The organism is Frigidibacter sp. SD6-1, assembly GCF_030143255.1.
Classification (GTDB): Bacteria; Pseudomonadota; Alphaproteobacteria; order Rhodobacterales; family Rhodobacteraceae; genus TMP-24.
Map to the genome: position 1 here is coordinate 46,693 of NZ_JARJNR010000002.1, position 23,117 is coordinate 69,809.

Annotated in this window: 21 protein-coding genes; 8 read left to right on the forward strand and 13 right to left on the reverse strand. The window is 64.5% G+C overall.

From position 1 onward, the window contains the following. The first annotated feature begins 43 nt into the window (after positions 1 to 43). The 3 genes from P0645_RS04720 to P0645_RS04730 all read left to right on the forward strand — a co-directional run bounded on the left by P0645_RS04720 (position 44) and on the right by P0645_RS04730 (position 2,624). Positions 44 to 973 carry a bifunctional riboflavin kinase/FAD synthetase gene (locus P0645_RS04720; protein ID WP_284163420.1) on the forward strand — a complete coding sequence of 310 codons (930 nt, stop codon included), beginning with the start codon at positions 44 to 46 and terminating at the stop codon, positions 971 to 973. Positions 974 to 1,116: 143 nt separating this feature from the next. Further along, positions 1,117 to 1,569, forward strand: coding sequence for a YcgN family cysteine cluster protein (locus tag P0645_RS04725; protein WP_284163421.1), 453 nt, complete (start codon positions 1,117 to 1,119; stop codon positions 1,567 to 1,569). Continuing rightward, positions 1,569 to 2,624, forward strand: coding sequence for a threonine aldolase family protein (locus tag P0645_RS04730; RefSeq protein WP_284163422.1), 1,056 nt, complete (start codon positions 1,569 to 1,571; stop codon positions 2,622 to 2,624). Before P0645_RS04725 ends, P0645_RS04730 begins: the two co-directional genes overlap by 1 nt. A 92-nt stretch (positions 2,625 to 2,716) precedes the next feature. Here P0645_RS04730 and P0645_RS04735 read toward each other — a convergent pair whose 3' ends face one another. Then, entirely contained in the window at positions 2,717 to 3,520 is an 804-nt protein-coding gene (locus P0645_RS04735; RefSeq protein ID WP_284163423.1) for an alpha/beta fold hydrolase, read from the reverse strand. 104 nt (positions 3,521 to 3,624) lie between these two features. On the opposite strand from P0645_RS04735, the gene P0645_RS04740 reads away from it, so the two are divergent. After that, complete coding sequence (locus P0645_RS04740) at positions 3,625 to 4,644, forward strand: ribose-phosphate pyrophosphokinase (protein ID WP_284163424.1); 1,020 nt, start codon at positions 3,625 to 3,627, stop codon at positions 4,642 to 4,644. 461 nt (positions 4,645 to 5,105) lie between these two features. On the opposite strand, the gene P0645_RS04745 is transcribed toward P0645_RS04740, so the two are convergent. The 5 genes from P0645_RS04745 to P0645_RS04765 all read right to left on the reverse strand — a co-directional run bounded on the left by P0645_RS04745 (position 5,106) and on the right by P0645_RS04765 (position 12,886). Then, on the reverse strand, positions 5,106 to 7,331 hold the full coding sequence (locus tag P0645_RS04745; protein WP_284163425.1) for a PEP/pyruvate-binding domain-containing protein: 2,226 nt from the start codon (positions 7,329 to 7,331) through the stop codon (positions 5,106 to 5,108). 88 nt (positions 7,332 to 7,419) lie between these two features. Next, positions 7,420 to 8,817 carry an aminomethyl transferase family protein gene (locus P0645_RS04750; RefSeq protein ID WP_284163426.1) on the reverse strand — a complete coding sequence of 466 codons (1,398 nt, stop codon included), beginning with the start codon at positions 8,815 to 8,817 and terminating at the stop codon, positions 7,420 to 7,422. Positions 8,818 to 8,885: 68 nt separating this feature from the next. Further along, positions 8,886 to 9,683, reverse strand: coding sequence for a tyrosine-protein phosphatase (locus tag P0645_RS04755; RefSeq protein WP_284163427.1), 798 nt, complete (start codon positions 9,681 to 9,683; stop codon positions 8,886 to 8,888). Further along, a complete protein-coding gene (locus P0645_RS04760; protein WP_284163428.1) occupies positions 9,680 to 11,344 on the reverse strand; it encodes a PEP-utilizing enzyme in 1,665 nt (554 codons plus the stop codon). The genes P0645_RS04755 and P0645_RS04760 overlap by 4 nt, the downstream gene beginning before the upstream one ends. Positions 11,345 to 11,674: 330 nt before the next feature. Beyond that, positions 11,675 to 12,886, reverse strand: a complete 1,212-nt coding sequence (locus tag P0645_RS04765) for a LysR family transcriptional regulator (RefSeq protein ID WP_284163429.1) — start codon at positions 12,884 to 12,886, stop codon at positions 11,675 to 11,677. 234 nt (positions 12,887 to 13,120) lie between these two features. Here P0645_RS04765 and torT point away from each other — a divergent pair, with 234 nt between their 5' ends. The 3 genes from torT to P0645_RS04780 all read left to right on the forward strand — a co-directional run bounded on the left by torT (position 13,121) and on the right by P0645_RS04780 (position 16,819). Continuing rightward, positions 13,121 to 14,203, forward strand: coding sequence for a TMAO reductase system periplasmic protein TorT (gene torT / locus P0645_RS04770; protein WP_284163430.1), 1,083 nt, complete (start codon positions 13,121 to 13,123; stop codon positions 14,201 to 14,203). 116 nt (positions 14,204 to 14,319) lie between these two features. Next, positions 14,320 to 15,795: a sugar ABC transporter ATP-binding protein gene (locus P0645_RS04775; RefSeq protein ID WP_284163431.1), complete on the forward strand. Its 1,476-nt coding sequence runs from the start codon at positions 14,320 to 14,322 to the stop codon at positions 15,793 to 15,795. Positions 15,796 to 15,811: 16 nt separating this feature from the next. Then, the gene (locus P0645_RS04780) at positions 15,812 to 16,819 is read left to right on the forward strand and encodes an ABC transporter permease (protein WP_284163432.1); all 1,008 of its coding nucleotides are present in this window, start codon (positions 15,812 to 15,814) and stop codon (positions 16,817 to 16,819) included. Between the two features lie 105 nt (positions 16,820 to 16,924). On the opposite strand, the gene P0645_RS04785 is transcribed toward P0645_RS04780, so the two are convergent. Beyond that, positions 16,925 to 17,548: an NAD(P)-dependent oxidoreductase gene (locus P0645_RS04785; RefSeq protein ID WP_284163433.1), complete on the reverse strand. Its 624-nt coding sequence runs from the start codon at positions 17,546 to 17,548 to the stop codon at positions 16,925 to 16,927. A gap of 103 nt (positions 17,549 to 17,651) precedes the next feature. Here P0645_RS04785 and P0645_RS04790 point away from each other — a divergent pair, with 103 nt between their 5' ends. Beyond that, positions 17,652 to 18,023, forward strand: a complete 372-nt coding sequence (locus tag P0645_RS04790) for a winged helix-turn-helix transcriptional regulator (RefSeq protein WP_284163434.1) — start codon at positions 17,652 to 17,654, stop codon at positions 18,021 to 18,023. A gap of 89 nt (positions 18,024 to 18,112) precedes the next feature. Here P0645_RS04790 and P0645_RS04795 read toward each other — a convergent pair whose 3' ends face one another. The 6 genes from P0645_RS04795 to P0645_RS04820 form a co-directional block, all read right to left on the reverse strand. Further along, the gene (locus P0645_RS04795) at positions 18,113 to 19,039 is read right to left on the reverse strand and encodes a SphA family protein (RefSeq protein WP_284163435.1); all 927 of its coding nucleotides are present in this window, start codon (positions 19,037 to 19,039) and stop codon (positions 18,113 to 18,115) included. Positions 19,040 to 19,112: 73 nt separating this feature from the next. After that, entirely contained in the window at positions 19,113 to 19,826 is a 714-nt protein-coding gene (locus P0645_RS04800) for a ribonuclease activity regulator RraA (protein WP_284163436.1), read from the reverse strand. Beyond that, positions 19,823 to 20,842 (reverse strand): branched-chain amino acid ABC transporter permease, encoded by a 1,020-nt coding sequence (locus P0645_RS04805; RefSeq protein ID WP_284163437.1) that lies wholly within the window; start codon positions 20,840 to 20,842, stop codon positions 19,823 to 19,825. Before P0645_RS04805 ends, P0645_RS04800 begins: the two co-directional genes overlap by 4 nt. Beyond that, positions 20,839 to 21,705 (reverse strand): branched-chain amino acid ABC transporter permease, encoded by an 867-nt coding sequence (locus P0645_RS04810; protein ID WP_284163438.1) that lies wholly within the window; start codon positions 21,703 to 21,705, stop codon positions 20,839 to 20,841. Before P0645_RS04810 ends, P0645_RS04805 begins: the two co-directional genes overlap by 4 nt. Next, positions 21,702 to 22,406, reverse strand: coding sequence for an ABC transporter ATP-binding protein (locus P0645_RS04815; RefSeq protein WP_284163439.1), 705 nt, complete (start codon positions 22,404 to 22,406; stop codon positions 21,702 to 21,704). Before P0645_RS04815 ends, P0645_RS04810 begins: the two co-directional genes overlap by 4 nt. Further along, entirely contained in the window at positions 22,403 to 23,116 is a 714-nt protein-coding gene (locus P0645_RS04820) for an ABC transporter ATP-binding protein (RefSeq protein ID WP_284163440.1), read from the reverse strand. The genes P0645_RS04815 and P0645_RS04820 overlap by 4 nt, the downstream gene beginning before the upstream one ends. Position 23,117: the final 1 nt, after the last annotated feature.

Here is a 23,117-nt window from a genome sequence, read left to right on the forward strand (position 1 = left end):
ACGCCGAATGTAACGGGGGCGGGCCATCCGCCGACAGGGGCAGATGCGCACGCATACCGACTGGCAAGGGATCGACCCGTCCGCCCGCGGCGCGACCGTCGCCATGGGCAATTTCGATGGCGTCCATCTCGGTCATCAGGCAGTCATCGACCAGGCCCGGGCGGCGGCCCGCGCCCCCCTCGGCATTCTCACCTTCGAACCCCATCCCCGCCAGTTCTTCGCCCCCGCCGCGCCGCCTTTCCGGCTGATGAATGCCGAGGCGCGCGCGCACCGGCTGGAAAAGCTCGGCGTTGCCCAGCTTTACGAACTGCCCTTCGATCGCCGTCTCGCGGGGATGGAGGCGGAAACCTTCGCCGAAGAGGTCCTGTCGCAGGGTCTTGGGGTCTCCCATGTAACCGTCGGCGCCGATTTCTGTTTCGGCAAGGGCCGCAAGGGCACTGCCGAGACGCTGAGGGCGCTCGGCCAGCGCTTCGGCTTCGGCGTCACGATAGCCGAGATCCTGCGCTTCGCGGGGCTCGACATTTCCTCGACCAATATCCGCGCTGCCCTCACCGAAGGACGCCCCCGCGACGCCCAGGCCATGCTCGGCCACTGGCACCGGATCGAAGGCGAGGTCGTACATGGCGAAAAGCGCGGGCGCGACCTGGGCTTTCCCACTGCCAACATGGCGCTCGACGGGCTGCATCTGCCGAAGCTTGGTGTCTATGCCGTGAAGGTCGATGTGCTGACCGGCCCCCATACCGGCAGCTACGATGGCGCGGCGAGCCTTGGCGTGCGGCCGATGTTCGGGGAAAACCAGCCCAATCTGGAAACCTTCCTTTTCGATTTCGCGGGCGACCTTTACGGCCAGCATCTGTCGGTAGCACTCGTCGATTACCTCCGCCCCGAAATGCGCTTTGACGGGCTGCCCGCGCTCATCACCCAGATGACTGCCGACTGCGGCCGCGCCCGCACGATCCTCGCCGGCCTTTGACCCGCCGTCCGGTCCTGGGCAGATTTTTCGCGAAAAATCTGCGCCCGCGGGGCGGGGGCGGCGCCTGCGGCGCCGCGGCAAATTCTTCGGGAAGAATTTGCCCCCCTTCCCTTCACGCGCCGGGTTCGCCAGAGTGACAAGTCATGACCGCTCCGCCTCTCCGCCCCGAATTCTGGACACTGCCGCTCTCCCGCCTCACATCGGCGGAATGGGAGGCGCTGTGCGACGGCTGCGGCAAATGCTGCCTGAACAAGCTCGAGGATGAGGAGACGGGCGAGGTGCATTTCACCAATGTCGCCTGCCGCCTGCTTGATGCCGAGAGCTGCCGCTGCACCCAGTACCGGACGCGCAAGACCTTCGTGCCCGAATGTGTGGTGCTGACCAAGGGCGGCATCGACAAGGTCGCCTACTGGCTGCCCCAGACCTGCGCCTACAAGCTCCGCGCCGAGGACCGGCCGCTCGAACCCTGGCATCCGCTGATCTCGGGCGATCCCGAAAGCGTGCATGCGGCGGGCCAGTCGGTCAGGGGCTGGACAGTATCGGAGTTCACCGTCCATGAGGACGACTGGGAAGATCATATCATCGAGGATCTGTGATGGAATTCGCCTCCGACAATACATCGGGCGCCGCGCCCGAAGTGATGGCCGCCCTTGCGACCGCGAACGCGGGCTACGCGCCCTCCTACGGCACCGATCCGGCCATGGACCGGGTGCGCGCGCTGATCCGCGAGACGTTCGAGGCGCCCGAGGCCGCGGTCTATCTGGTTCCGACCGGCACGGCGGCCAATGCGCTGGCGTTGTCGCTCGCCTGCCCGGTCTGGGGCAATGTCTATGCCCATGAAGAGGCCCATATCGTCGTGGACGAATGCGGCGCGCCGGAGTTCTACATCGGCGGCGGCCGTATCGCCGGGATCGCGGGCGCACATGGCAAGATCACGCCCGAGGCGCTCGCCGCGCGTCTCGCGCAGACGCCGCAGGGCGGTGTCCACCATCATCAACATGGCGCACTTTCGCTGACGAACCTCACCGAAGCGGGCACTTTCTACCGCCCGGCCGAGGTCGCCACCCTGACCGCGCTCGCCCGCGCCGAAGGCATGGCGAGCCATATGGACGGCGCGCGCTTCGCCAATGCGCTGGTGGCCTCGGGCGCGGCACCGGCCGACCTGACCTGGAGGGCGGGCATCGACCTTTTCTCCTTCGGCGCCACCAAGAACGGCTGTCTCGGCGTCGAGGCTTTGGTGATCTTCGATCCCGCCAAGGCCTGGGAGTTCGAACTGAGGCGCAAGCGGGGCGGGCATCTCTTTTCCAAGCACCGCTACCTCTCGGCGCAGATGGAGGCCTATCTGACCGACGGCCTCTGGCTGCATCTGGCGCGCCAGTCGAACCGGATGGCCGCGCGCCTGTCGGAAGGCCTCGCCGCGCTGCCGGGCGGCAGCCTCGTGCATCCGACCGAAGGCAATATTGTCTTTGCCCGCCTGCCGCGCGGGCTGCATCGCAAGGCGATGGCGGCGGGCGGGCATTATTACCTCTGGCCCTTCGACCAGTCGCTTGACGGTCCGGACGACATGGCCCTTTCGGCGCGGTTCGTCTGTTCCTGGTCGACGACCGAGGCAGAGGTCGAGGCCTTTCTCGACCTTTTGCGGGCGGGCTGACGGGCCGCTCATCGGTCCGTGCCGTCCCTCTTCGCTGACGGCGCGGCGCGACGAGCGCCGAAGGCGACGAGGAGCAGCCCGGGAGCCAGGCTTCAGTCGCGCGAAAGGTTGATGTCGATGAGCCCCGCCGCCTGAGCGGGATGGGTGATCGGCAGCATATGGCCCGCCCCCGGCACTTCGGCGAGGCCGACATCGGGCAGGCGCGCGGCGATCGCCTCGGCGATCGCGCCGATCACCGGTGGGCTTGCCCCACCGACGATGATCATCACCGGCAGGTCGAGCATTTCGAGCCGACCTTCGTCGAGGATGCCGCAATTGTCATCGATCAGCCCCGGATCGCCCGCCGCGATCAGGTGGATACGGTCGGCCATATAGGCGCGGGTCCGGGGCTCGATCTCTTCCCACGCCGTGCCCGTGCCCCATATCCGGGTAAAGCTCTCGGCCGCTTCCATCCGCGCGCCCTTTGCAAGGGCCGCCACATAGGGTGACATCGCCTCTACCCAGGCCTCGTATTCCGGCGTGCCCCGCGCGGCGGCAAACAGCACCGGCTCGATCAGGGTCAATGTCCGGACGAGGCCGGGCCGGTCGAGCGCCAGCTGCAGCGCTGCCACCGCCCCGCCGGAATGGCCGATAAGATCGACGGGTTCCTCGCCTATCAGCTCTTCGGCGACCGAGCGGCAAAGCGCGACGTAATCGGACTGGCCATCCCAGCCGGATGACTTACCGTGACCGGGCAGGTCGAAAGCATCGATCGCGATCTCCTCCTCCAGCGCCGCGAAACAGCCCTTCCAGGCGCCGGAATGGGCAAGCGAGCAATGCAGGGCGACCCCGCGCCGCGCCCCCGCGCCGTAGGTCACCTGATAAATTTGCGCGCTTTGCACAACGTCCCTGGCCATATGCCCTCCAACAAATTGCCGCGACCCTATCCGGGTGATAGAGGCAGTGCAACGCGCCCGAATCCCTCCACTCACACCGACCGGCCCCACGAGAAGGACGACCGATGCCCGTGATGACCGAACCGAAGCTCATTTCCGGCAATGCCAACCGCCCGCTCGCCAGCGCCATCGCCCGGCGCATGTCGATGCACCGGGGGGTGAATGTGGGCCTCGTCGACGCGCGGGTCGAACGGTTCAACGATCAGGAGATTTTCGTCGAGGTCTTCGAGAATGTCCGCGGCGAGGACATGTACATCATCCAGCCGACCTCGAACCCGGCGAACGACAATCTGATGGAACTTCTGATCATGACCGACGCGCTGCGCCGGTCATCGGCCAGCCGCATCACCGCCGTGATCCCCTATTTCGGCTATGCCCGCCAGGACCGCCGCGCCAAGGCGCGTACGCCGATCTCGGCGAAACTGGTGGCGAACCTCCTGACCGAGGCGGGCGTGGACCGCGTCCTGACGCTCGACCTGCATGCCGCGCAAATCCAGGGCTTCTTCGATATTCCGGTGGACAATCTCTATGCCAGCCCGGTCTTCACGCTGGATATCGAGCATCATTTCAAGGGCAAGATGGACGAATTGATGATCGTCTCGCCCGATGTGGGCGGCGTCGCGCGCGCCCGCGAGATCGCCAAGCGCATCAACGCCCCCCTCGCCATCGTCGACAAGCGGCGCGAGAAGGCGGGCGAAGTGGCGGGCATGACCGTCATCGGCTCGGTCGAAGGGAAAAGCTGCATCATCGTCGACGATATCTGCGATACGGCCGGCACTTTGTGCAAGGCGGCAGAGACGCTGATGGAGGCGGGCGCGAAGGAGGTTCATTCCTACATCACCCACGGCGTCCTGTCCGGCCCGGCGGTCGAGCGGATCGAGAAATCGGTGATGAAATCGCTGGTGATCACGGATTCGATCCAGCCGACCGACCCGGTGAAGAAGGCCCGCAACATCCGCATCGTGCCGACCGCGCCGATGTTCGCGCAGGCGATCATGAATATCTGGAACGGCACGTCCGTCTCCTCGCTTTTCGAGGTCGAGACGCTGACGCCGATCTACGAAGGCATGTACAGCCGCACATAAGGCGCTCTGTCGCGGCCCTGGACACCGGATCTCCGCCGCGCGCCCGGCAGCGGCCCCTCAGCGCGACAGGCCGGTCGTGGTTTCGCACCCAGGACCCGGCAGGACCAGACCAGCGGACGGCACGCGATGGGTTGCCTGCGGGGCAGGGGCGATGCTGCCGCCTTGCGGACGATCTCAGGCTTCTCTGAGGCTGGGTATCTCAAGCGTCGTCCTCCCCTTCACCGATCACGCTTTTCCCGGGCCAACGCTTCGGATCGTAGGTCCCTGACCTCGGGCACCATCGCCCGGCGGTTGGCATGACCCGCAAGCCGGTTCTTCCCGGCGTCGCGGAATTTCGTCGACCGGAAAAGATGCGGGCTTTCGGCACTCCCTACTCGGCGGCAAAGCGCGGCGATCCTCTTTTGGCGCCGCAGACCAGCGGGGACCATCCCGGCGACGGACATGCGACAAAACCACGGGTCCTATTCGGTCCGCTTGCGACCCGTCAGACGTATCAGTTCCTCATGGAGTTCGAACCAGACGGTATGATAGCTGTCTTTCAGCGGGTGGGCGACCATGTCTTGGTTGCCCCTTCTCATTTCCGAAAGCGCCGCGTCAAGCCGGCAGAGATAGCGGATCAGCCGGGGTTCGGCGGCGGCGATGTTGCGGATCACCGGGGCGATCCCTTCGTGAACCTCGCCCGCGATGCGCCCGATCACCCCGGCATCGTGGCTCGGGTCACTATGGTCGTTGAGTGCCAGAACCCCGCCGATCATGCGCATCTGCCAGTCGGTGATGAGCCCCTTGAACAGATCGTTCAGCTTGTGAAACGCCGCCATTTCCGGTTCGATCCGCTCCTTGATCCGGTCCGCTGCGGCGGCAAAGGCGTCGTCCATCCTTTGCGCCAGGTCGGGTGTCGGGCGGACGCGTCCGCGCGGCATTTCCGTCACGTCGCCAAGGGCCTTGAGTTCGTCAAGAACCGTTTCGACCGCATCGACCTCTGCGCCCAGAACAGAGGCGATGGCAGCCGCATCGCCCATGCCCTTGAGGGCAAGGGCCCGCGATACGGTCTCGCGCGTGGCGTCTTCGGCAAACTGTCCTGCCGGCAGGGCGGCGATGCCGGTGCCGCTGCCCCGCTGCCAGGCACGAAGCACCGCCACTTCCGGCGCCTCGACCTCGGCCGTGTTGTGCGCGCCGAGCAGGACCTGGCCACTGGTCCCGTCAAGCGTGATTTCGGAGCCTGTCGGCACCATCCGGTCGCCGATCCGGATACCGTCTTCCAGCACCTCCACTCCCTCGGCCCCGACCACTGCAGGCAAGCCCCAGCCGCGCGCCACGACGGCGGCATGGCTGACATGACCGCCAAGGGTGGTGAGGATGCCGCGCGACGCGGCCATTCCGGCAATGTCGGCTGGCGAGGTCTCGCGCCTGACCAGGATCACCGCCTCGCCCCTGCCCTCGGCGGCCACCGCCGCGTCGACGCTGGTACAAAGCGCCCCGATCGCGCGGCCGGGCGAGGCGGCCAGACCGGTCACCAGAACCTCTGCCTCACCCGACCCGGCATCGTCGCATGGCAGCATCGGCGGATCATTCAGAATGTCCCTGACACGGTCTAGCGCCTCGTCTCGGGTCAGGGGAAAACCGGCATCCTCGGCCATGTCGATTGCCATGCGCAGGGCGGCGCGCGGACTGTGCTTGCCCCGGCGGCATTGCAGCATCCAGAACCGGCCATTCTCGACCGTGAACTCGATATCGGCCAGATGGCGCAGGTCGCGTTCCAGCAGATGCGCCGTATGTTCCATCTGGTCGGCAACGTCGGGCCACAACCGGCGAAGCGCCGATATCGGCAGGGTCCGGTGGGTTCCGGCGACCACATCCTCGCCCTGCGCGCCTTTCAGGAAATCGCCCACAAGACGCGGCGCACCGCTGGACGGGTCGCGGGAAAAGGCAACCCCGGTGCCCGACCGGTCGCCCAGATTGCCGAAGGCCATCATCTGCACGGTGGCGGCGGTATAAAGATCGTCGGCAATGCCTTCGAGGCGCCGGTAGGTGCGGGCCCTGTCCCCGGCCCATGAGGCGAAGACCGCACCCACTGCATTCCGCACCTGGTCGAGCGGATCGGCCGGAACGCCATGGCCCGCTGCGTCCAGCGCCGTTCGCAGGGCGGCGGTGGCGCGGGCCAGCTGATCCGGTGCCAGACCGGCGCCATCGTCGGCGCCGAGGCATTCGCCGCTGATGGCGCGAACGCGGTCGGCGGGCGCGCCGCCGACGACCGAGACATAGGCCTGAATGAACCGGCGCAGACTGTCCCAGCCAAAGCGCGGATCGCCGCTCGCCTCGCCAAGTCTTTGGGCGATCTCGTCCGTCATGCCGACATTCAGGACCGTGTCCATCATGCCGGGCATCGAAATCGCCGCCCCGGAACGGACGCTGAGCAGCAATGGCCTGAGCGGGTCGCCAAGTTTCTTTCCCGTTTCCGTTTCAAGCGCGGCCAGGCAATCGGAAAGCGCCGACTCCAGAGACGGCGTCCAGCCCGCCGCCAGATAGGACCGGCAGGCTTTGGTGGAAAGGGTAAAGCCCGGAGGAACCGGCAGGCCAAGCTGCACCATGCGGGCAAGCCCCGCGCCCTTGCCGCCGAAGAGCCGGGTCTGATCGTCCCGGTCCAGCGCGGCGCAGTCGGTGAAACTCATCCCCAGCGGTTCAACCATTTCTCCCTCCCCTTGTCTGGCGACCGATCCCGTCGGCCCCGGATTCGCCCGACCGAACGGGCGCATCCGGGGCCGGGGCCGGACCACCTTACGCCAGCGTGTTGATCGGCGCCGGTGCGACGGTGACGCCGACACTCACCTGACGATGCGGCTCCAGCCATGGATGGCTCTTGGCGCCGCCGTCCGGCTCGCCCCAGAGGAGGCTCAGCCTTGTCCCCGGTTCGGCATGATCGGCGTCGATGACCGCGACCGAGACCTGCTTGCGCTCGTTCCAGCTGAACCCGGAATAGACGGCTGCGCCGACGGTCGTACCGTCTGCCGACCTGACGGCATCGTACTGCCAGGTCGCATAGGTCGAGACAGGCATGTTCAGGTAAAGCGGCGGCGTTTCGCCCGGGGCCATATAGCCGCCGACGATATCTGTTACATCCTTGGCATCCCAGATCAGCGTCACCCGGCGGCGGTGCTTTTTGCCGGCGATGCGCTCAAGCGCCGCGCGGCCGACAAAGTCGTGGTCGAACTTCACCAGATGGCCATAGCCGAGTTCGTAGGGGTTGAAATAGTAATCCTCGATATTGGGCGAATAGAGGCTGCCCCCCAAGGCCCAGCGAACCTCGTTGCTGCTGGCCGGGAGCCATTCCCGGAAGGGCCGCATCTCCTCGCTGGTATAGATGGCGTGCATCGGCCGGGCGATCCATCCCAGTTCCAGGGCGGTCGAGTAATAGGCGAACGAGCCGACCTGACGCAGGCCAAACTCCGGCCCCGCGCCCAGAATGGCCGCCTTGACATCCTCACCCTCGTCCCAGGCCCCCCAGATTTCGTAGCCCGGGCCGCCCGCCATCGCCATGCGGAACCCCCAGACCTTGTGACCGGCGATGGTCATCCCGACGATGGTGGTTCTGGGCACGTCGGGCAGCGCAGCCCCGTTCAGCTTCTCCAGAAGCGAAGCCGCATTCGGCCCCTCGACCTGATAGCGATAGAACCGCCTGCGCTGGTTCGGGTTCAGCGAGAATATGTCGTCGCATTCCAGCTCGACATCCCAGTTACCGTTGAGGGCGTTGAATTCAAGCCATTTGTGCCCGGCTGCGCGCCCGATCAGTTCGATCTCGTTCTTCGCCTGGCATGTCAGGATGCCATCGCCGACCACGTTGCCGTCATGGCCGCAGGCGATATAGTGGCGTGCCTTGCCGACGCCGAATTTCTCAAGGTTGTTGACCGCCAGCGACTGGAACAGCGCCTTGGCGTCCTTTCCCCGCACGACGGTTGAAATCATGTGAAACGACTGGTTGTAGAAAGCCACGCCCTCGCGCCATGCCCTCTGCTCGTCCCGCCAGGAGGTGTATTCCGGCTGTACGCGCGGGGGCGGCTGGCGCAGCACCGCATCGCGCGCGGGCGACCCCTTCTGGTTGGCGTAAAGGTAGTCGACAATACTGGGTACAGTGTCCAGCTTGTCCTGCAACGACCCTGTCGAGGCGTGTATGTTCATGTTCTTTCTCCAGTAAATAGAAACGGGTTGGGGTGACTTCGGCCAAGCAGGCGCTTTGCCGGCAGCTGTCAGAGGGCGGGCGCGCCGGTCAGACGCGCGCGCGCCATGGCGATCAGGTCGTCGTCGATGCCGTGATCGCGCGCCCAGGCCTGCGGCGTGGACCATTCGGCGCGCAGACGGTCCAGCATCGCGGTAATACCCGTTGCCGATGGCTTGTCGCGTGCATATGCCGGGGCCTGCGGCGGTACCGGCATGCCTGCGGCTTCCAGATTGGCCATCATCCTGTCGAAGATCGGCACGCTCATGACGTAGTCGGCGACAATATCGCGGTCGCGCACACCGGACAGGGCGAGCGTCAGTGCGATGATAAACCCGGTCCGGTCCTTTCCCGTATGGCAATGGACCAGAACCGGGGTCATCGTACCGGCGAAGCTTGCGAGAAACGCCGTCAGGGGTCTGGCGCCGCAATCGAGCAGGCTGGGCAGGAACCCGTCTGGCGACGGGTCCATGGCGTCGATACCCCCGGCCAGTTCCAGAAAGTCGATGTTGACGCCCCGGCTGTCGGCGCCGATCGGCCCCGAACCGCCCAGATCCCTGTCCTGAAAGCGCGCGCCCCGCAGATCGATGACGCGGCCAATCCCCAGATCCTCGCAGGCCCGGCGTACGTCCGACGGGGTCATGAGCTGAGGAGTCTCGCTGCGGTAAAGGACGCCGTAGCGGGTCACGCCGCCTTGTTCGAGCGGCAGGCCTCCGACATCCCGACAATTGACCAGGCCCTCAAAGCCGATCATCTGCCGGATCGGAGCGTCGGCCGACGCAGCGCCATTGTGACCTTCAGCCAAAGCGATCTTGCCCTGTTCAGTCATAGCGCGCGGCCGTCCAGATAGACGTTTCCATTGGTCCCGTCGACGGTGACCACCTGGCCGGTCTTGATCCTCACCGTCCCGTCGACCGCGCCAACCACGGCGGGAAGGCCGAATTCGCGGGCGACGATGGCACAGTGGCCCATGACTCCGCCGACATCTGCGACCACGGCACCGGCGATGGCGAACATCGGCACCCAGGGCGGCAGGGTCATTTCGCAGACCATGACCTCGCCGTCCTTCAGTTCGCCCGCCTCTTCAAGCGAGCGCACGACCCGCGCCGTACCGGTGTAGCAACCCGGCGAACCGGCGACGCCGTCGATCACATCGGGGTCCTGTTCGCCCTCCGGCGGCGGCTTGACGCCAAGCAGGCGGGTCACCATCGCGTCCATGAACGGGTCGACAAAGGCGCCCGGTACCGGCGGCGGCGGGGGCGTACCGAGGAAGGGCGCCGGTTCAAGCTTCGAACAGGCCTCGAAATCGGCTTTGCGCGCGACCACCAGAGCGCGGTGATCGGTATCGTTGGCCATCGCGCCGCGCACCTCGCGGTCGTAGAGGTAGAAGATGTCGTCGCCCGTCTCCAGACAGCCGCGCGCGGCCAGACGCTCGCCCAGAACCCGGACAAACCGGCGCATCAGCGATACCCCCATCTGGTCGATATAGAAGGCGTGATCCTCGGTCAGCGGATAGGCATATTTAGCGGAAGCGAAGAGTTCCTCGAATTTGGCGAGTTTCGCGCTGTCACCGGCCAAACGCTGGCGGATCGCGGCGGTGCGTTCCTCGCGGCGCCTGACGGAGTCGTTGAAGGCGATCATCGGATCGTCGCCCTCGCCCTTGGCCACATACCGCGCGATGACCCCCAGCGGAATTGCCGGGTTCTCACGCCAGGGAACATCGGCCAGATCGTAGACGGCATCGGTGCGCCAGCCGAAATCGTAGAGATATTCGTCAAGCTGAACCAGGAAGTCCCTGCCCCGCTCTGACCCTTCCAGCACCGCTTTCAGGTCGCGGGGGTGGTTTTCGTCAAACGCCTTGCTCAGCAACGGGTCGGACTTGACGGCGCGGCTCAGTTTCCACAGGCCATGGGCGGCATCAACGGGCCGGGTATGGTAACCCTGAAGGATCTGATAGGCCTCGGTCGGGTCTTCGGGGCGCATCACCTCGTCGTAGAAATCGCTCAGCGCCGAGCCGCTGACGAGGGCAAAGTTGATGTGACCATGGATGTACCACATCTGCTCCATCCACCGGATCATCTCGAAATAGCGGGCGAAAATCTCTTCGTCGGACATGGCCGAATAGTCGCGGTCGCGTTCCGCCTCGTTGCGCTCACGAACCATCGGCAGCCACTCGTCAGTCCAGCGCTTGCCGATTGTCGGGACCGTCCGTTCGATAAAACCCATATAGCGGCTCATGCGATCTTCGATGACCGCCGGATCGGGGTGCGGATTGAAGCCGACATAGGAATAGTAGTTGGCGGTCTTGCACCCGGTGACCAGCGGGCTGTCATATTCCGCCTGAGCCCTTGTGAACCCTTCGGCAAGCGGCTTGACCACCAGATCGCTGGCAAGGGGACGCAGCGGCCTTGGCGAATGCATCTTGTCGAACACGAAGAATCCAGCGGTTTCTTCGGCTGGCGGAAAGCGTATTTCGCTTGCAATTGTCATTGTTCTCTCCCTGTGCGTGCGCTTGACGGTTCCTTGGCATGACCCTTGAATGGCCTTGGCAATACCCGGTTCCGACGCTTCGACCCGTTGATGACGGCCCTGACCGGCCTTGCGATCGCGTACGGGTCATCGGGCTGAAAACAATCTGAACAGTCCGGCGGCGCCTGGACACTCCATTCTGGTTATTTCTCTGCCCTTCTGCTTATACCGCTGGTTATATCCTTCGACGTCAGACCGGTATAGGCGCCCGGGAAAGCGGCTTCGGGAAATGGTCCGGAGAGTCTTCTGGCGGGCGCGGGCAGTCGAGCGGGGTGCCGGATGGCAAGGGGATCAGATAAGCCCGCGCGCCTTGATCTGATCGTTCAGCAGGGCCAGAAACAGCCTGACCGGCGCGCTAGCCTCTTCGCCCTTCCGCATGGTCGTGCCGACCGCGATTTCCGGTTCGGGCAGGTCGAAATCCAGCGGCTTCAGATCCGGCCTTAGCCTGGCCAGGGCGAACGGGGTGTAGTGCAGTATTCCGATCGCCTGGCTGCTGGCGAGGAACTCCTCGGCCATCGCAAGTGAATTGGTTTCGATCATTGGTCTTGGCGGTTGGACCGAGCCGTCGCCGAAAAGCTTGTCGAAACAGCGCCGGGTCGGCGTTGCGTGCGGCGCCATCCATTGGAACCGGGACAGGGCTTCGATCGTCACCGGCCCGGCATGGCAGGGGTGATCCCGCCGCGCGACAAGCGTGAAGCGTTCCGAGTAGAGCTTTCGGACGTCGAACTGTGTCTGCGGCACGGGCCGTCCCAGCAATCCGATGAACAGATCCAGATCCCGCATCATCAGACCGTCCGTGAGGGCCGGCGGGCTGGCAGAGACAGCGTGAAGGCGGACATTGGGATGCTGCCGCGCCATCTTGCCAAGGGCGCGCAGGACAAGGTCCTGGTCGGAAAAGGGCAGCAAGCCTACCGCGACCCGGCCGACCAGATTGTCGGCGTCCGGCTCCATTTGCGCAGGAAGGTTCGACAATTCGCGGTAGATGTCGCCCCACAGGCCGGCGAACTTGACCGCAAGTGGCGTTGCGTCCAGCCCGTCGGGGCGGCGTTTGAACAGGGGGCGTCCGACGAATTCCCCGATTCCGGCCAGCGACCGGCTGACGGCGGGCTGGCTGATGCCGAGTTCACGGCCCGCCGCGCTGGCGCTGCCGGTGCGGAACACCGCGAAAATAGCGTCGAGGTGGGACCATTGCAGGTAGATCGGCAACCGCAGAGGACCGTCGCGATTGCCCAGTTCGCTGCGTTCGAACTGATGAATCAAGGCAAGCACACGCCGGAAATGGGTGGCGACGACCCCGCCTTGGATCGTGACATCGGTGCCGAACCAGCTGCGCTGGAACAACGGTGCGTCGATGGCCTCTTCGGCCGCGGCAATGCAGCGGATGAAGGCCGTCTGGCTCATGTTAAGCCGGTCGGCGGCTTTCTGGACGTTCTGAGTTTCCGCCAGGGCCGATATGGCCCGGACCTGCTTCAGCGAGGGAATTCGTGCAGAATGTGTCAGCATATCAGATATGACCGCACCGACAGAAGGCGTTCCACTGACGCATATGAAACCCCAGGCGCGCGCAGGTTTCTATCTGTTTTTTCCGCCGGCACGGGCTTGCCAAGAAGCGCCAGGGCCAAGAGATAAACATAACTTTTAGGTTATGTTGAGGCATTATTCTTATCATTTGACTTATACCTAATTTCACCCAAGCCTTGTGCAGCGCGTTCGGCAACAAACAAGGGAACGGGGAACATGACTGGAATTTCGACATACAGATGCTGCGTCCTGGCGGGTTTGCTCACGACCGCCCTGTCTGGCGCGTCACTCGCGGCGGACGACTGGTATCCTCTGACGGTCAATGCCACCAAGGTGGACGGAAGCAAGGGGCAGTTCGACTACATACCCTTGTCGGCAAGCGGCAAGGCCAGCAAGAAGTGGTCGATCTGCAGTTCCTTTCCGCACCTCAAGGACCCGGTCTTTGTCTCGGTCAACTACGGCATGGTCGAAGAGGCCAGGCGTCTGGGTGTTGACCTGAAGACCTACGATGCCGGTGGCTATGGCGCCCTGGCAAACCAGATTTCGCAGATCGAGAACTGCGTCGCCGCCGGTGCGGATGCCGTGATCATGGTGGCGATCGCCGAGGACGGCATGAACAATCTGCTGATGGAGCTGAAGGAAAAGGGCATTCCCGTCATCGACGCCTTCAACGGCGTCAACTCACCCAACGTCGCCGCCCGCGTGCTGACCAATCCCCGCGATCAGGGTTTCCGGGCCGGCGAATACCTGGCCGCGCAACATCCTGCCGGAACACAGGAGGTCAAGGTCGCATGGCTTCCCGGCCCGGCCGGCGCCGGTTTCGTGACCGCCTTCGACGACGGCTTCAAGGCGGGCATCGCCGGGAGCGCCGTCACCATCGTCGAAACCAAGAACGGCGATCTCGGCAAGGAAATCCAGTCGACGCTGGTCGAGGATATCCTGCAAACGCACGACGATCTGGACTACATAGCCGGGACCGCCGTGATGGCCGAGGCCGCCGTGCCCATCCTCAAGGCGCGCGGCATCGCCGACAAGATCAAGCTGGTGTCGGTCTACACGACCCCCGGTGTCTATGAATATGTCAAGAACGGCGATGTCGAGATTGCGGATGGGTCCACGGTCACCCTGACCGCCCGCATCATGCTGGACGAGGCGGTTCGCGCGCTTGAGGACAAGATCGAATATACCGAGGTCTACACGATCGGGAAGGTCTACACGACCGAAAGCGCCGGGTCGCTCGATCTGGAAACGATCCTGGCCCCGGCCGATTTCGCACCGGTGTTCAACCTCAGCAACTAGGGCAGGTCATCTACGGGCAACATCCCGCATCCGAACCGGCAAGGTGTCATATGCAGACGGCGTCGCAAGACCTCCGTGCAGCCCCTGTTCCGGGCGGCCAGCCCCCTGTCCTTCGGGTGCGGGACCTGACCAAGCGCTACGACAAGAACATCGCGCTTGATCATGTCTCGCTGGATTTCCTGCCGGGCGAGGTCCATGTCCTTTTCGGCGAGAACGGCGCGGGCAAGTCCACGCTGATCTCGATCGTCGCGGGGGCAAACGCGCCCTCGGACGGATACCTGGAAATCGGCGACAAGAAGGGCGCGTTCCAGTCGGTCGGCGAATCGCAGGCTTGCGGGATTCGGGCGGTCTTTCAGGAATTCTCCCTGATCCCGTACCGTACGGTCGCCGAGAACATCGTGCTGGGCGCGGAGCCTCTTGGACGATTTGGCCTGCTGTCCAAATCCGCGGCGCGCGACGAGGCGCGGCAACTGATCGCCGATCTGGGCTTCAACCTCGATGTCGATGCGCGCATCGCCTCGCTGACCCGCGGCAAGCAGCAGATGGTCGAAATCTGCAAGGCCTTCCGGCGCCCGCCCCGGCTTCTGATCCTCGACGAGCCCACCGCCTCGCTGTCCGAGCAGGATTCGCTGGCGCTTCTGGAGCTTTTGCGGCGGTTTCGCGCCAACGGGACGGCGGTCATCTATGTCACGCACCGCATGCACGAGATACCGGCGATCGGCGACAAGGTGTCCGTCCTGCGCGACGGGCAGCTGATCGCAACCGTCGGCGCCGATACCGAAGAGGATGAGCTGATCCGGCTGATGACCGGCCGCCAGATGTCGAAGATCTACCCCAAACCGCGCGATCCGGTGGGCGACGTTGGGCTGGCTCTCGAAAACGTCACGCTTGCGGCGGAACGCGGCGTCACGCAGGTCAGGAATGCAAGCGTTTCGGTGCGGGCGGGAGAGATCGTCGGCATCGCCGGTCTGGTCGGCTGCGGGAAAAGCGAGCTGGCGCAAGCCTGTTTCGGCCTGCGCAAGATCACGGGCGGAACGCTCAGGATCAAGGATGAGGAGGTCCGCATTGCGACCCCCGGGCAGGCGATCGACAGGGGCCTTTGGTACAGCCCATCCGACCGCCGGCAGGAGGGGCTGGCGCTGAATCGCAGCGTGCGCGAAAACATCTCCCTGTCCTCCTACAGTTTCGGGCCGCTCAAGGGATGGTGGAACAAGCCCGCGCGCGAGAGCCAGCTGCTTGCCGACCTTGCCGGTCAGGTCGAGCTTGACCCCGGACGCCTGAACCATGCGGTCGGCGACCTTTCGGGCGGCAATCAGCAAAAGGTCCTGTTTGCCAAGAGCCTTGGCCAGGAGATCGACGTCTTCGTCTTCGACGAACCGACGGTCGGCGTGGATATCGGCGCCTGCCTGTCCATCTATAAGTGCCTGGCGGCCCTGAGCGCCAAGGGTGCGGCGATCCTTCTGGTGTCATCGAACCTTCCGGAACTGATGGGGTTGACGCATCGGATGCTGGTGATGAGCGAGGGCCGTTTCGTCGCCGAGTTCCAGCGCGACGACTATGACGAGCACCGCATTCTGGAACAATTCTTCTGAAGAAGGGGCCTGAGGCATGAATAGCTCAACCGCAGCAGAGATCGAGGGTGCCGGCGCGCGATGGGGTCAGGCCCTGTCCTGGCTGATCCGCAACAGACAGTCGCTGGCCCTACCGGTCATGTTCCTGGCGGCGCTTGTCATCTTCTCGCTGGGGTCCGAGAGGTTTCTGACCGCCGACAACCTGACCAATGTCGGGCGCCAGTCGGTCTATCTTCTGATCGTGTCTCTCGGGCAGTTCATCGTCATCGTCAACGGCGGCCTCGATCTGTCCGTCGGCAGCGTTGTGTCGCTGACCTCTGTCGTCGGCAGTCTCGTCATGGCCGCGGTCTTCGCCGCTTTTCCCGATGCCCCGATGCTGGCCATCGCGGCCGGTTTTGCCATGAGCGTGGTGATCGGCACAGGTGCCGGCGTCCTCAATGGCCTTGGGGTCAGTTTCCTGCGCATTCCGCCCTTCATGATGACGCTTGGCATGTCGTCTGTCCTGTTCGGGGTCACGCTTTTCATGTCGGCCGGCCGGCCGATCTATGGCATGCCACCCCTCTTGGGCGAGATTTTCGGATTTGGCCGCCTCGGCGGCTTTCCGGTCCCGGTTCTGGCCGCCATCGCGCTGGTCGTCATCGTCTATGTCGTGATGGAATGGACGCGGTTCGGGCGACACATCTATGCCGCCGGCGGCAATCCCCGCGCGGCTGCCCTTTCGGGGGTCCGGACCGGCCGTGTCACGATCGCGGGGTTCGTCCTGTGCGGTCTTCTGGCGGCGGTTTCGGGCTTTCTGTTGACGGCGCGTCTTGGGACGGGCGAGGCCAATGTGGGGTCGAGCCTGCCGCTGGAATCGATTGCCGCCTGCGTGATCTCCGGCGTGGCGCTGGCCGGGGGGCAGGGCAGGACGTTTTCTGTGATGATCGGAACGCTTCTGATCCTGCTTGTGCAGAACGGCCTGAACCTGATGGAGGTCGGCGCCTATGCCCAGACCATGGCAACCGGTGCCATCCTGATCTTCGCCATGGCCATCGCGCGGCACTGAGGCGCGGTCGCGCAGGCCCGTGGCCCTCCCCACGCCCTACGGGATCGACCGAAAGGCCGATCCCGTGCGGGTGAGGTACAGTCTTTCCTGCGCCCACGGGCCGCTTCAGTTCGCAACCTGAAAGATCTGGCCGCGGCGCTGTCCGGTTTCGATCTCGTCCAGGACCGCGATGGCATAATCCTCGGCGCTGATCGTGCTTGGACCGCCATCCGTCGCGGTAAGAACCTGACGTCCGCCCGCGCGGTACGAACCGGTTCTTGCCCCGGGCGCGATGATGCTGGCCGGTGCGATGAAGGTATAGTCAAAGCCTTTCGGGGCCAGACGTTCATAGGCCTTGCGCATCGCCTGCGCCTCGGCGCGGTATATTTCGGGCACGACATCGGCAACCGGCGAGCCGTCGGGAAGGTTCATCGAACCCGCCCCGCCGACGTGAATCAGGCGCGTGCCGGTGGGCGCAATCACTTGTTCGATCGCATCCGCAATCTGGCCGATATCGGCAGAAACATCGCCCGTGCTGCGTGGCGAAATCGCGATCACCACCACGTCGGCCGCCGCTGCCAGTCCCGCCAGGCCGTCCGGCCTTGAGATATCAAGGGCGACCCCGTTCGCCTTTTCGTCGATATTGCCGGGGTTGCGCGCCGTGCCCGTCACCTTGTGTCCGCGGGACAGGGCCTCGGCCGTGATGCGGCTTCCGATCATCCCCGATGCGCCAAGTATCAGTATCTGCATGACCTCTTCCTTTCATACGCTATCAGATATATAGTAGCTATATGAAAGTACCTCCGGCCGGAATACGGCGGGCAAGGTCAATTAGTTACTTGAAGGGAAGTCCATGCCGGCAAAGCGAACTCAAAGCCACGACTGCCCGATCCGGGATGTGCTGGATCGTGTGGGCGACGCCTGGTCGGTGCTGGTGATCAAGGAGTTGTCGCAGGCGCCCTGCCGGTTCAACGCCCTGCAACGCGTGATCGACCCGATTTCCCCGCGCATGCTTGCAGCGACGCTGAAGCATCTTGAGCGTGATGGCCTGGTCACGCGGCATGTCATGGACCAGTCGCCGCCACAGGTCGAATACCGGCTGACGCAGATGGGGTGTTCGCTGCATAATGCGCTGGAATCCCTGTCCGATTGGGCGAATGAGAACCAGCCGCATGTGCGCGCCGCGCGGAAGACATACGACTTGATGCGGGACGGTGCAGGCTAGCCGGGCATGGCGGGGCTGCCGGCGGCCGCAGCGGAAATCCGGACGCGGCCGCCAAACCTGTCTTGGGGCATTCAGCCGATGGCCCGGCTTTACTTTCGCCCCAGGGGAACCGAGAAATCGACCTTGAGGCTGGTGCCACCAAGGGTATTTTCCGCCTTGATGTCATGCGTCAGACGCATGTTCACGGCCGTCTTCCCGATATTGGTCGTCAGCCCAAGCCCGATTGCGAATTGCTCGGACTTTCCGACCGTCGCGCCCCCGAATGCACTGCCGTTGTTGGTGTCGGCGGTCAGCTGTTTGCGGTAGTATGCGACCGGACCGATGCTGAAATCGCCGACGTTCTTGAGTGCGGTAAAGTTGACCAGAACTTCGTCACCGGACTTGTAACCGTTGGTCTTGTTCTCGGTGTTGACGAAATATTGCAGATGCACCGACGCATTCCATCCATTGTTCAGATAGCTGTAGCCAAGTGACGGTGCAAAGGTCCAGAAATTGCCGGCCGTGTTGACCGGGTCCGACGCGTTCCATTTGCCGGTCGGGGCGATGAACCCCAGATCGGCGCTGACGAACTGACCCGGCGCCACCGCCCAGGACACGCCCAGCGGCGAGATGTGCGTGTTGCCCAGCGCGAATTCCGTACCGCTCGGGATCGCCCCGATGCTGGAATTCTGGTCGACATGCAGAAGCGGCTGCAGGATGAACGCGCGGTAATCGCCACCCAACAGCTTGAAGCCGGGCACCCACAGAAGCTGGACCGCGGTGTCGGCGATAGTCACATCAAGACCGACATCGTCGCCATTGGCATCTTTCAGCTCGAGGGAACTGTACCCGTTCAGGCTGTTGAGATAGAAACCCGGTGGCGGGTTGGCGCCAATCGGCACGCCGGTTGTATTGCCAGGTGGGACTGAGGGGGGAACTCCGGGCTCGCGGGCGTCTGCTGCAGTGCCGACCAAAGCAATGAATGCAGTACAGACGCCCCCCGCTTTCAGAAACTCTCGGATCTTCCTTGAGCGCATCATCTTTCTCCCTTTGATGGTTGCGGAATTGACTATGGCTGACGGGGAGCGGAAAGTTTGCCGTGCGATCCCGCTAGGGCCGACCGGCCTTCCATATCTCGAACTCCCGCAAGCTTTCGCTGTCGGGTGGAAACAGACCGAAGATCGAGCGGCCCTCGGCCACTTTCTCGGTCACGAAATCCTCGTACTGCGTCTGGTTGATGGCCTCGTCCGCGATCTCGTCGGCGATCCCGGCGGGGATGACGACCACGCCGTCGCCGTCGCCCACCACGATGTCGCCGGGAAAGACCGCGACGCCGCCGCAGCCGACCGGACGATCCAGGTCGGCGGGGTGGAGCGCGATCGGGCTTGACGGCACGGCGGGCTGGCGCTGGAACACCGGAAATCCCAGCGCCCGGATATCGGGCGTATCGCGAAAGCCGCCATCGGTGACGGCGGCCACGACGCCGCGCTGCTGAAGCCGGGCGATCATGATGTCACCGGCTGAGGCTGCGCGGCATTCGTTCCCTGTTGAGATAACCAGCACCGCGCCGGGTGGGCATTCCTCGATGGCGCGCCGCTGGACGTGGTCGGCGCTGGCATAACGTTCCATCGTGTCGATGTCCTCGCGCGCAGGGATGAAGCGCAGGGTGAAGGCCGGGCCTGCGAAACGGGCGCAGGCAGGATCAAGCGGCAGCACGCCGGAGATATAGCGTGTGCGCAGCCCCCGCCTGAAGAGCACGGTGGTCAGCGTGCCCGACGAGACCGTCATCAACTTTTCTCTGGTTAAGGGTGACAGCACGGTCATGACATTGCCCGTCCCTTGGGCGGACAGATGTCGCGCCGCATCGGGAACAGTTCGATCCCGGTCCGCTCATGCAGGAAACCCCAGATGCCTTGCGGCATCCTCAGCATGACGACAATCGCGATGGCACCCATGGCCATCAGGTACCAGGCGCCGAAATCGGCAAGGAAACCGCGCAAGACGAAGAAGATCAGCGTCCCCAGGATCGCGCCTTCCAGCCGCCCCAGCCCGCCGATCACGACGATGAAGATGATGCTCGCCGTCCATTCGTTGATGTCATAGGCGGCGGCAGGCGATATGCGCAGCTTGCCGAGGAAGAGGACCGCGCCCACCATGCCCGCGACGCCCGCCGCCAGCAGGTAGACCGCAAGCCGGTTGCGCTTCGTATCCACACCCAGCCCGGCGGCCGCTTCCGCATCGTCGCGCATCGCGGTCAACGCGAGCCCGCGCGAGGATCGCAGCCACAGATAGGCGACCCCGACAGACAGAAGCACGATCGAAAGGGCGATCCACCAGAAAAGCGCCGCCCTCTCGGTTGCGGTTCCGAAGGATTTCGCGACCCCGGCCGGAAAGCTCAGCCCCGCCCCCGCGCCCAGCGTCTGGGATTGCGCGGTGAGCAGCAGGAAAATCTCGGCGACGACCCAGGTGCCGATGGCGAAATAGGCCCCGTTGAGGCGGAAGAGGATCAGCCCCACGGGGATCGAGAGAAGCGTAGTCAACAGACCGGCCGCAATGATGGCGGGTATCAGCGGCAGCCCCATGGTCCCGCACAAGACGAACAGCGCATAGGCCCCGACGCCGACAAAGGCCTGCTGGCCGATGGACATGACGCCCGCATAGCCCGCCAGGAGGTTCCACATGACCGCAAGCGCCATGTAGCCCGCCATTTCGGTTGCGATCCGCAGCGCGGCCTTGCCGGCGAAGGCGGGAAGTGCTGCCAACACCAGCACCGATAGAAGCGCGAGCACTCCGATCCAGATGTGATGCTGGCCGTAACGTCTGACGGTATAGCCGGTCATTGGCGGCGCCCCCCCATGATGCCTTGCGGTCTGAGGGCCAGGATCGCGATGAAGGAGATATGCCCCGCCAATGTCTGCCAGGCGGGGTCGAAATACCCGCCCAGGGCCTGCGCCACGCCAAGTACGACACCGCCGATCAGCGTGCCCCAGATCGACCCCAGCCCGCCGATCACGACCACCTCGAACGCGATCAGCAGGCGCGATGGTCCGGACAGCGGCGTGAAGCTGGTCCAGGCCGAAAGAAGCACCCCCGCGATGCCGCAGATGACCAGCGCGATGGCCATGGCGATGCCGAAGACATGTTCGGTGCGCACGCCCATGACGCGGGCGACTTCCGGATCGTCCGTCGTCGCCCGCAAGACACGGCCCAGCCGGGTGTGAAACGACAGGACTTGCAGCCCCCAGATTGTGGCTACCGACACCGCGAAGACCAGGATCGCGTACCACCCGACCGAGATCGGCCCTGCCTTGAGGCTCATCACCTCGATGGCGCCGAAATCAAGCTTGCGGTTGTCGGCGGTGAAAAGCTGCAAGAGCCCGTTCTGCAAAATGATCGAGATGCCGAACGTCACCAGGAGCGGCGGCAGCACATTCGTGCCGATGGTGTGATTGATCAGGGAGCGTTGCAGCCCGTAACCCAGAAGCGCCATCACCGGCAGGACGAGAAGCGCCGCCACCCAGATCGGCAGGCCAAGGACCGAGGCGGCGCTGTACATCAGGAAGGATCCCGCGACGATCAGGTCGCCATGGGCGAGGTTGACGATCCGCATGATCCCGAAGACCAGCGACAACCCGGCGGCGAAAAGCGCGTAAAGCCCGCCGATCAGGATGCCCTGGATGATCGAATTGAGAAGCTCTGTCATGCCGCCTCTCCGAAAAAGGATTTCTCGATATCGCCGAATTCGAGCTCGCCGCTCGGGCCTTGCAGGTTGATCCGGCCTTCGAGGATGCAATAGGCGTAGTCCGACAGGCTCAGCGCCCGGCGCACATCCTGTTCCACCAGCATGATGCTGACGCCGGTTTCGCGGATGCGGGGCAGTGCGCGGGCGATGTCGTTGACCACCGTCGGCGCAAGGCCGAGGCTCAGTTCGTCGACCAGCAGGACGCGGGGATTGGCCATCAGCGCACGGCCGATGGCCACCATCTGCTGCTGTCCGCCCGAAAGGCCGGAACCGAGATGCCCCCGCCGGCCTCTCAGCGACGGAAACAGATCGTATATGCCGTCAAGCGTCCAGGCGCCTCTTCGCCCCGATTCCCTGCCCATGATAAGGTTTTCGTCCACCGTGAGGCTTGGAAACAGGCGGCGGCCTTCGGGAACTGAGGCGATACCCATGGCGACAGTTCGGTCGGGCGAGGCGCCGCCGATCTGGTGGCCGTCGAACAGGACCATGCCCTCTGCAACCGGTACCCAGCCCATGAGGGCACGCAGAAGTGTCGTCTTGCCCGCACCGTTGGGGCCGATCAGTGCCACGCATTGACCCTCTTCCAGCGCGACATTCACACCGTAAAGCGCCTGAAAGTCGCCGTAGAAGGCGTCAAGGCCGTGTGTCGACAAGAGGCTCATGCCGGGGTTCCCATGTAGATTTCCCTGACCTTGTCGGCCTGGATCACCTCCTGCGGGTCGCCGTCGGCGATCTGCGCGCCCTGGTCGATCACGCAAAGCCGGTTCACCACGGCAAGAAGGGCGTGGACGATATGTTCGATCCAGACGATCGCGACGCCCGAGGCGCTGACGCCGCGGATCGTCTCGATCAGGCTTTTGCATTCCATGTCGGTCAGCCCGCCGGCCACCTCGTCGAGCAGCAGCAGACGTGGCTTTGTCGCCAGCGCGCGCGCCAGTTCCAGCCGCTTGCGGTCCAGAAGCCGCAGCGTGCTGGCCGGTTCCCGTGCGTGACCGATCAGGCCGGTCTGTTCGAGGACGCCGAAACAGAGGTCGTAGGAAGCACGCTCATTCCGGCGCCCGCCGCCGGTCGCGCCGACCAGAACGTTTTCGAACACGGTCATGCCGTGGAAGGGGCGCGGCACCTGAAAGGCGCGCGCAATGCCGAGGCCCGCGCGCTTTTGTGCCGGCATCCGGGTGATGTCGCGCCCGTCGAAAGTAATGCGCCCTTCCGCCGGCAGTTTTGTGCCCATCATCAGGTCGAGAAGGGTCGATTTGCCTGCCCCGTTCGGGCCGATGATGCCAAGCGCCTCACCCTGCCCGACCGAAAGCGACACGCCGTCCGTGACGGTCAGCGTGCCGTAGCGAAAGGAAACGTCGCTGAGGTCCAGCATC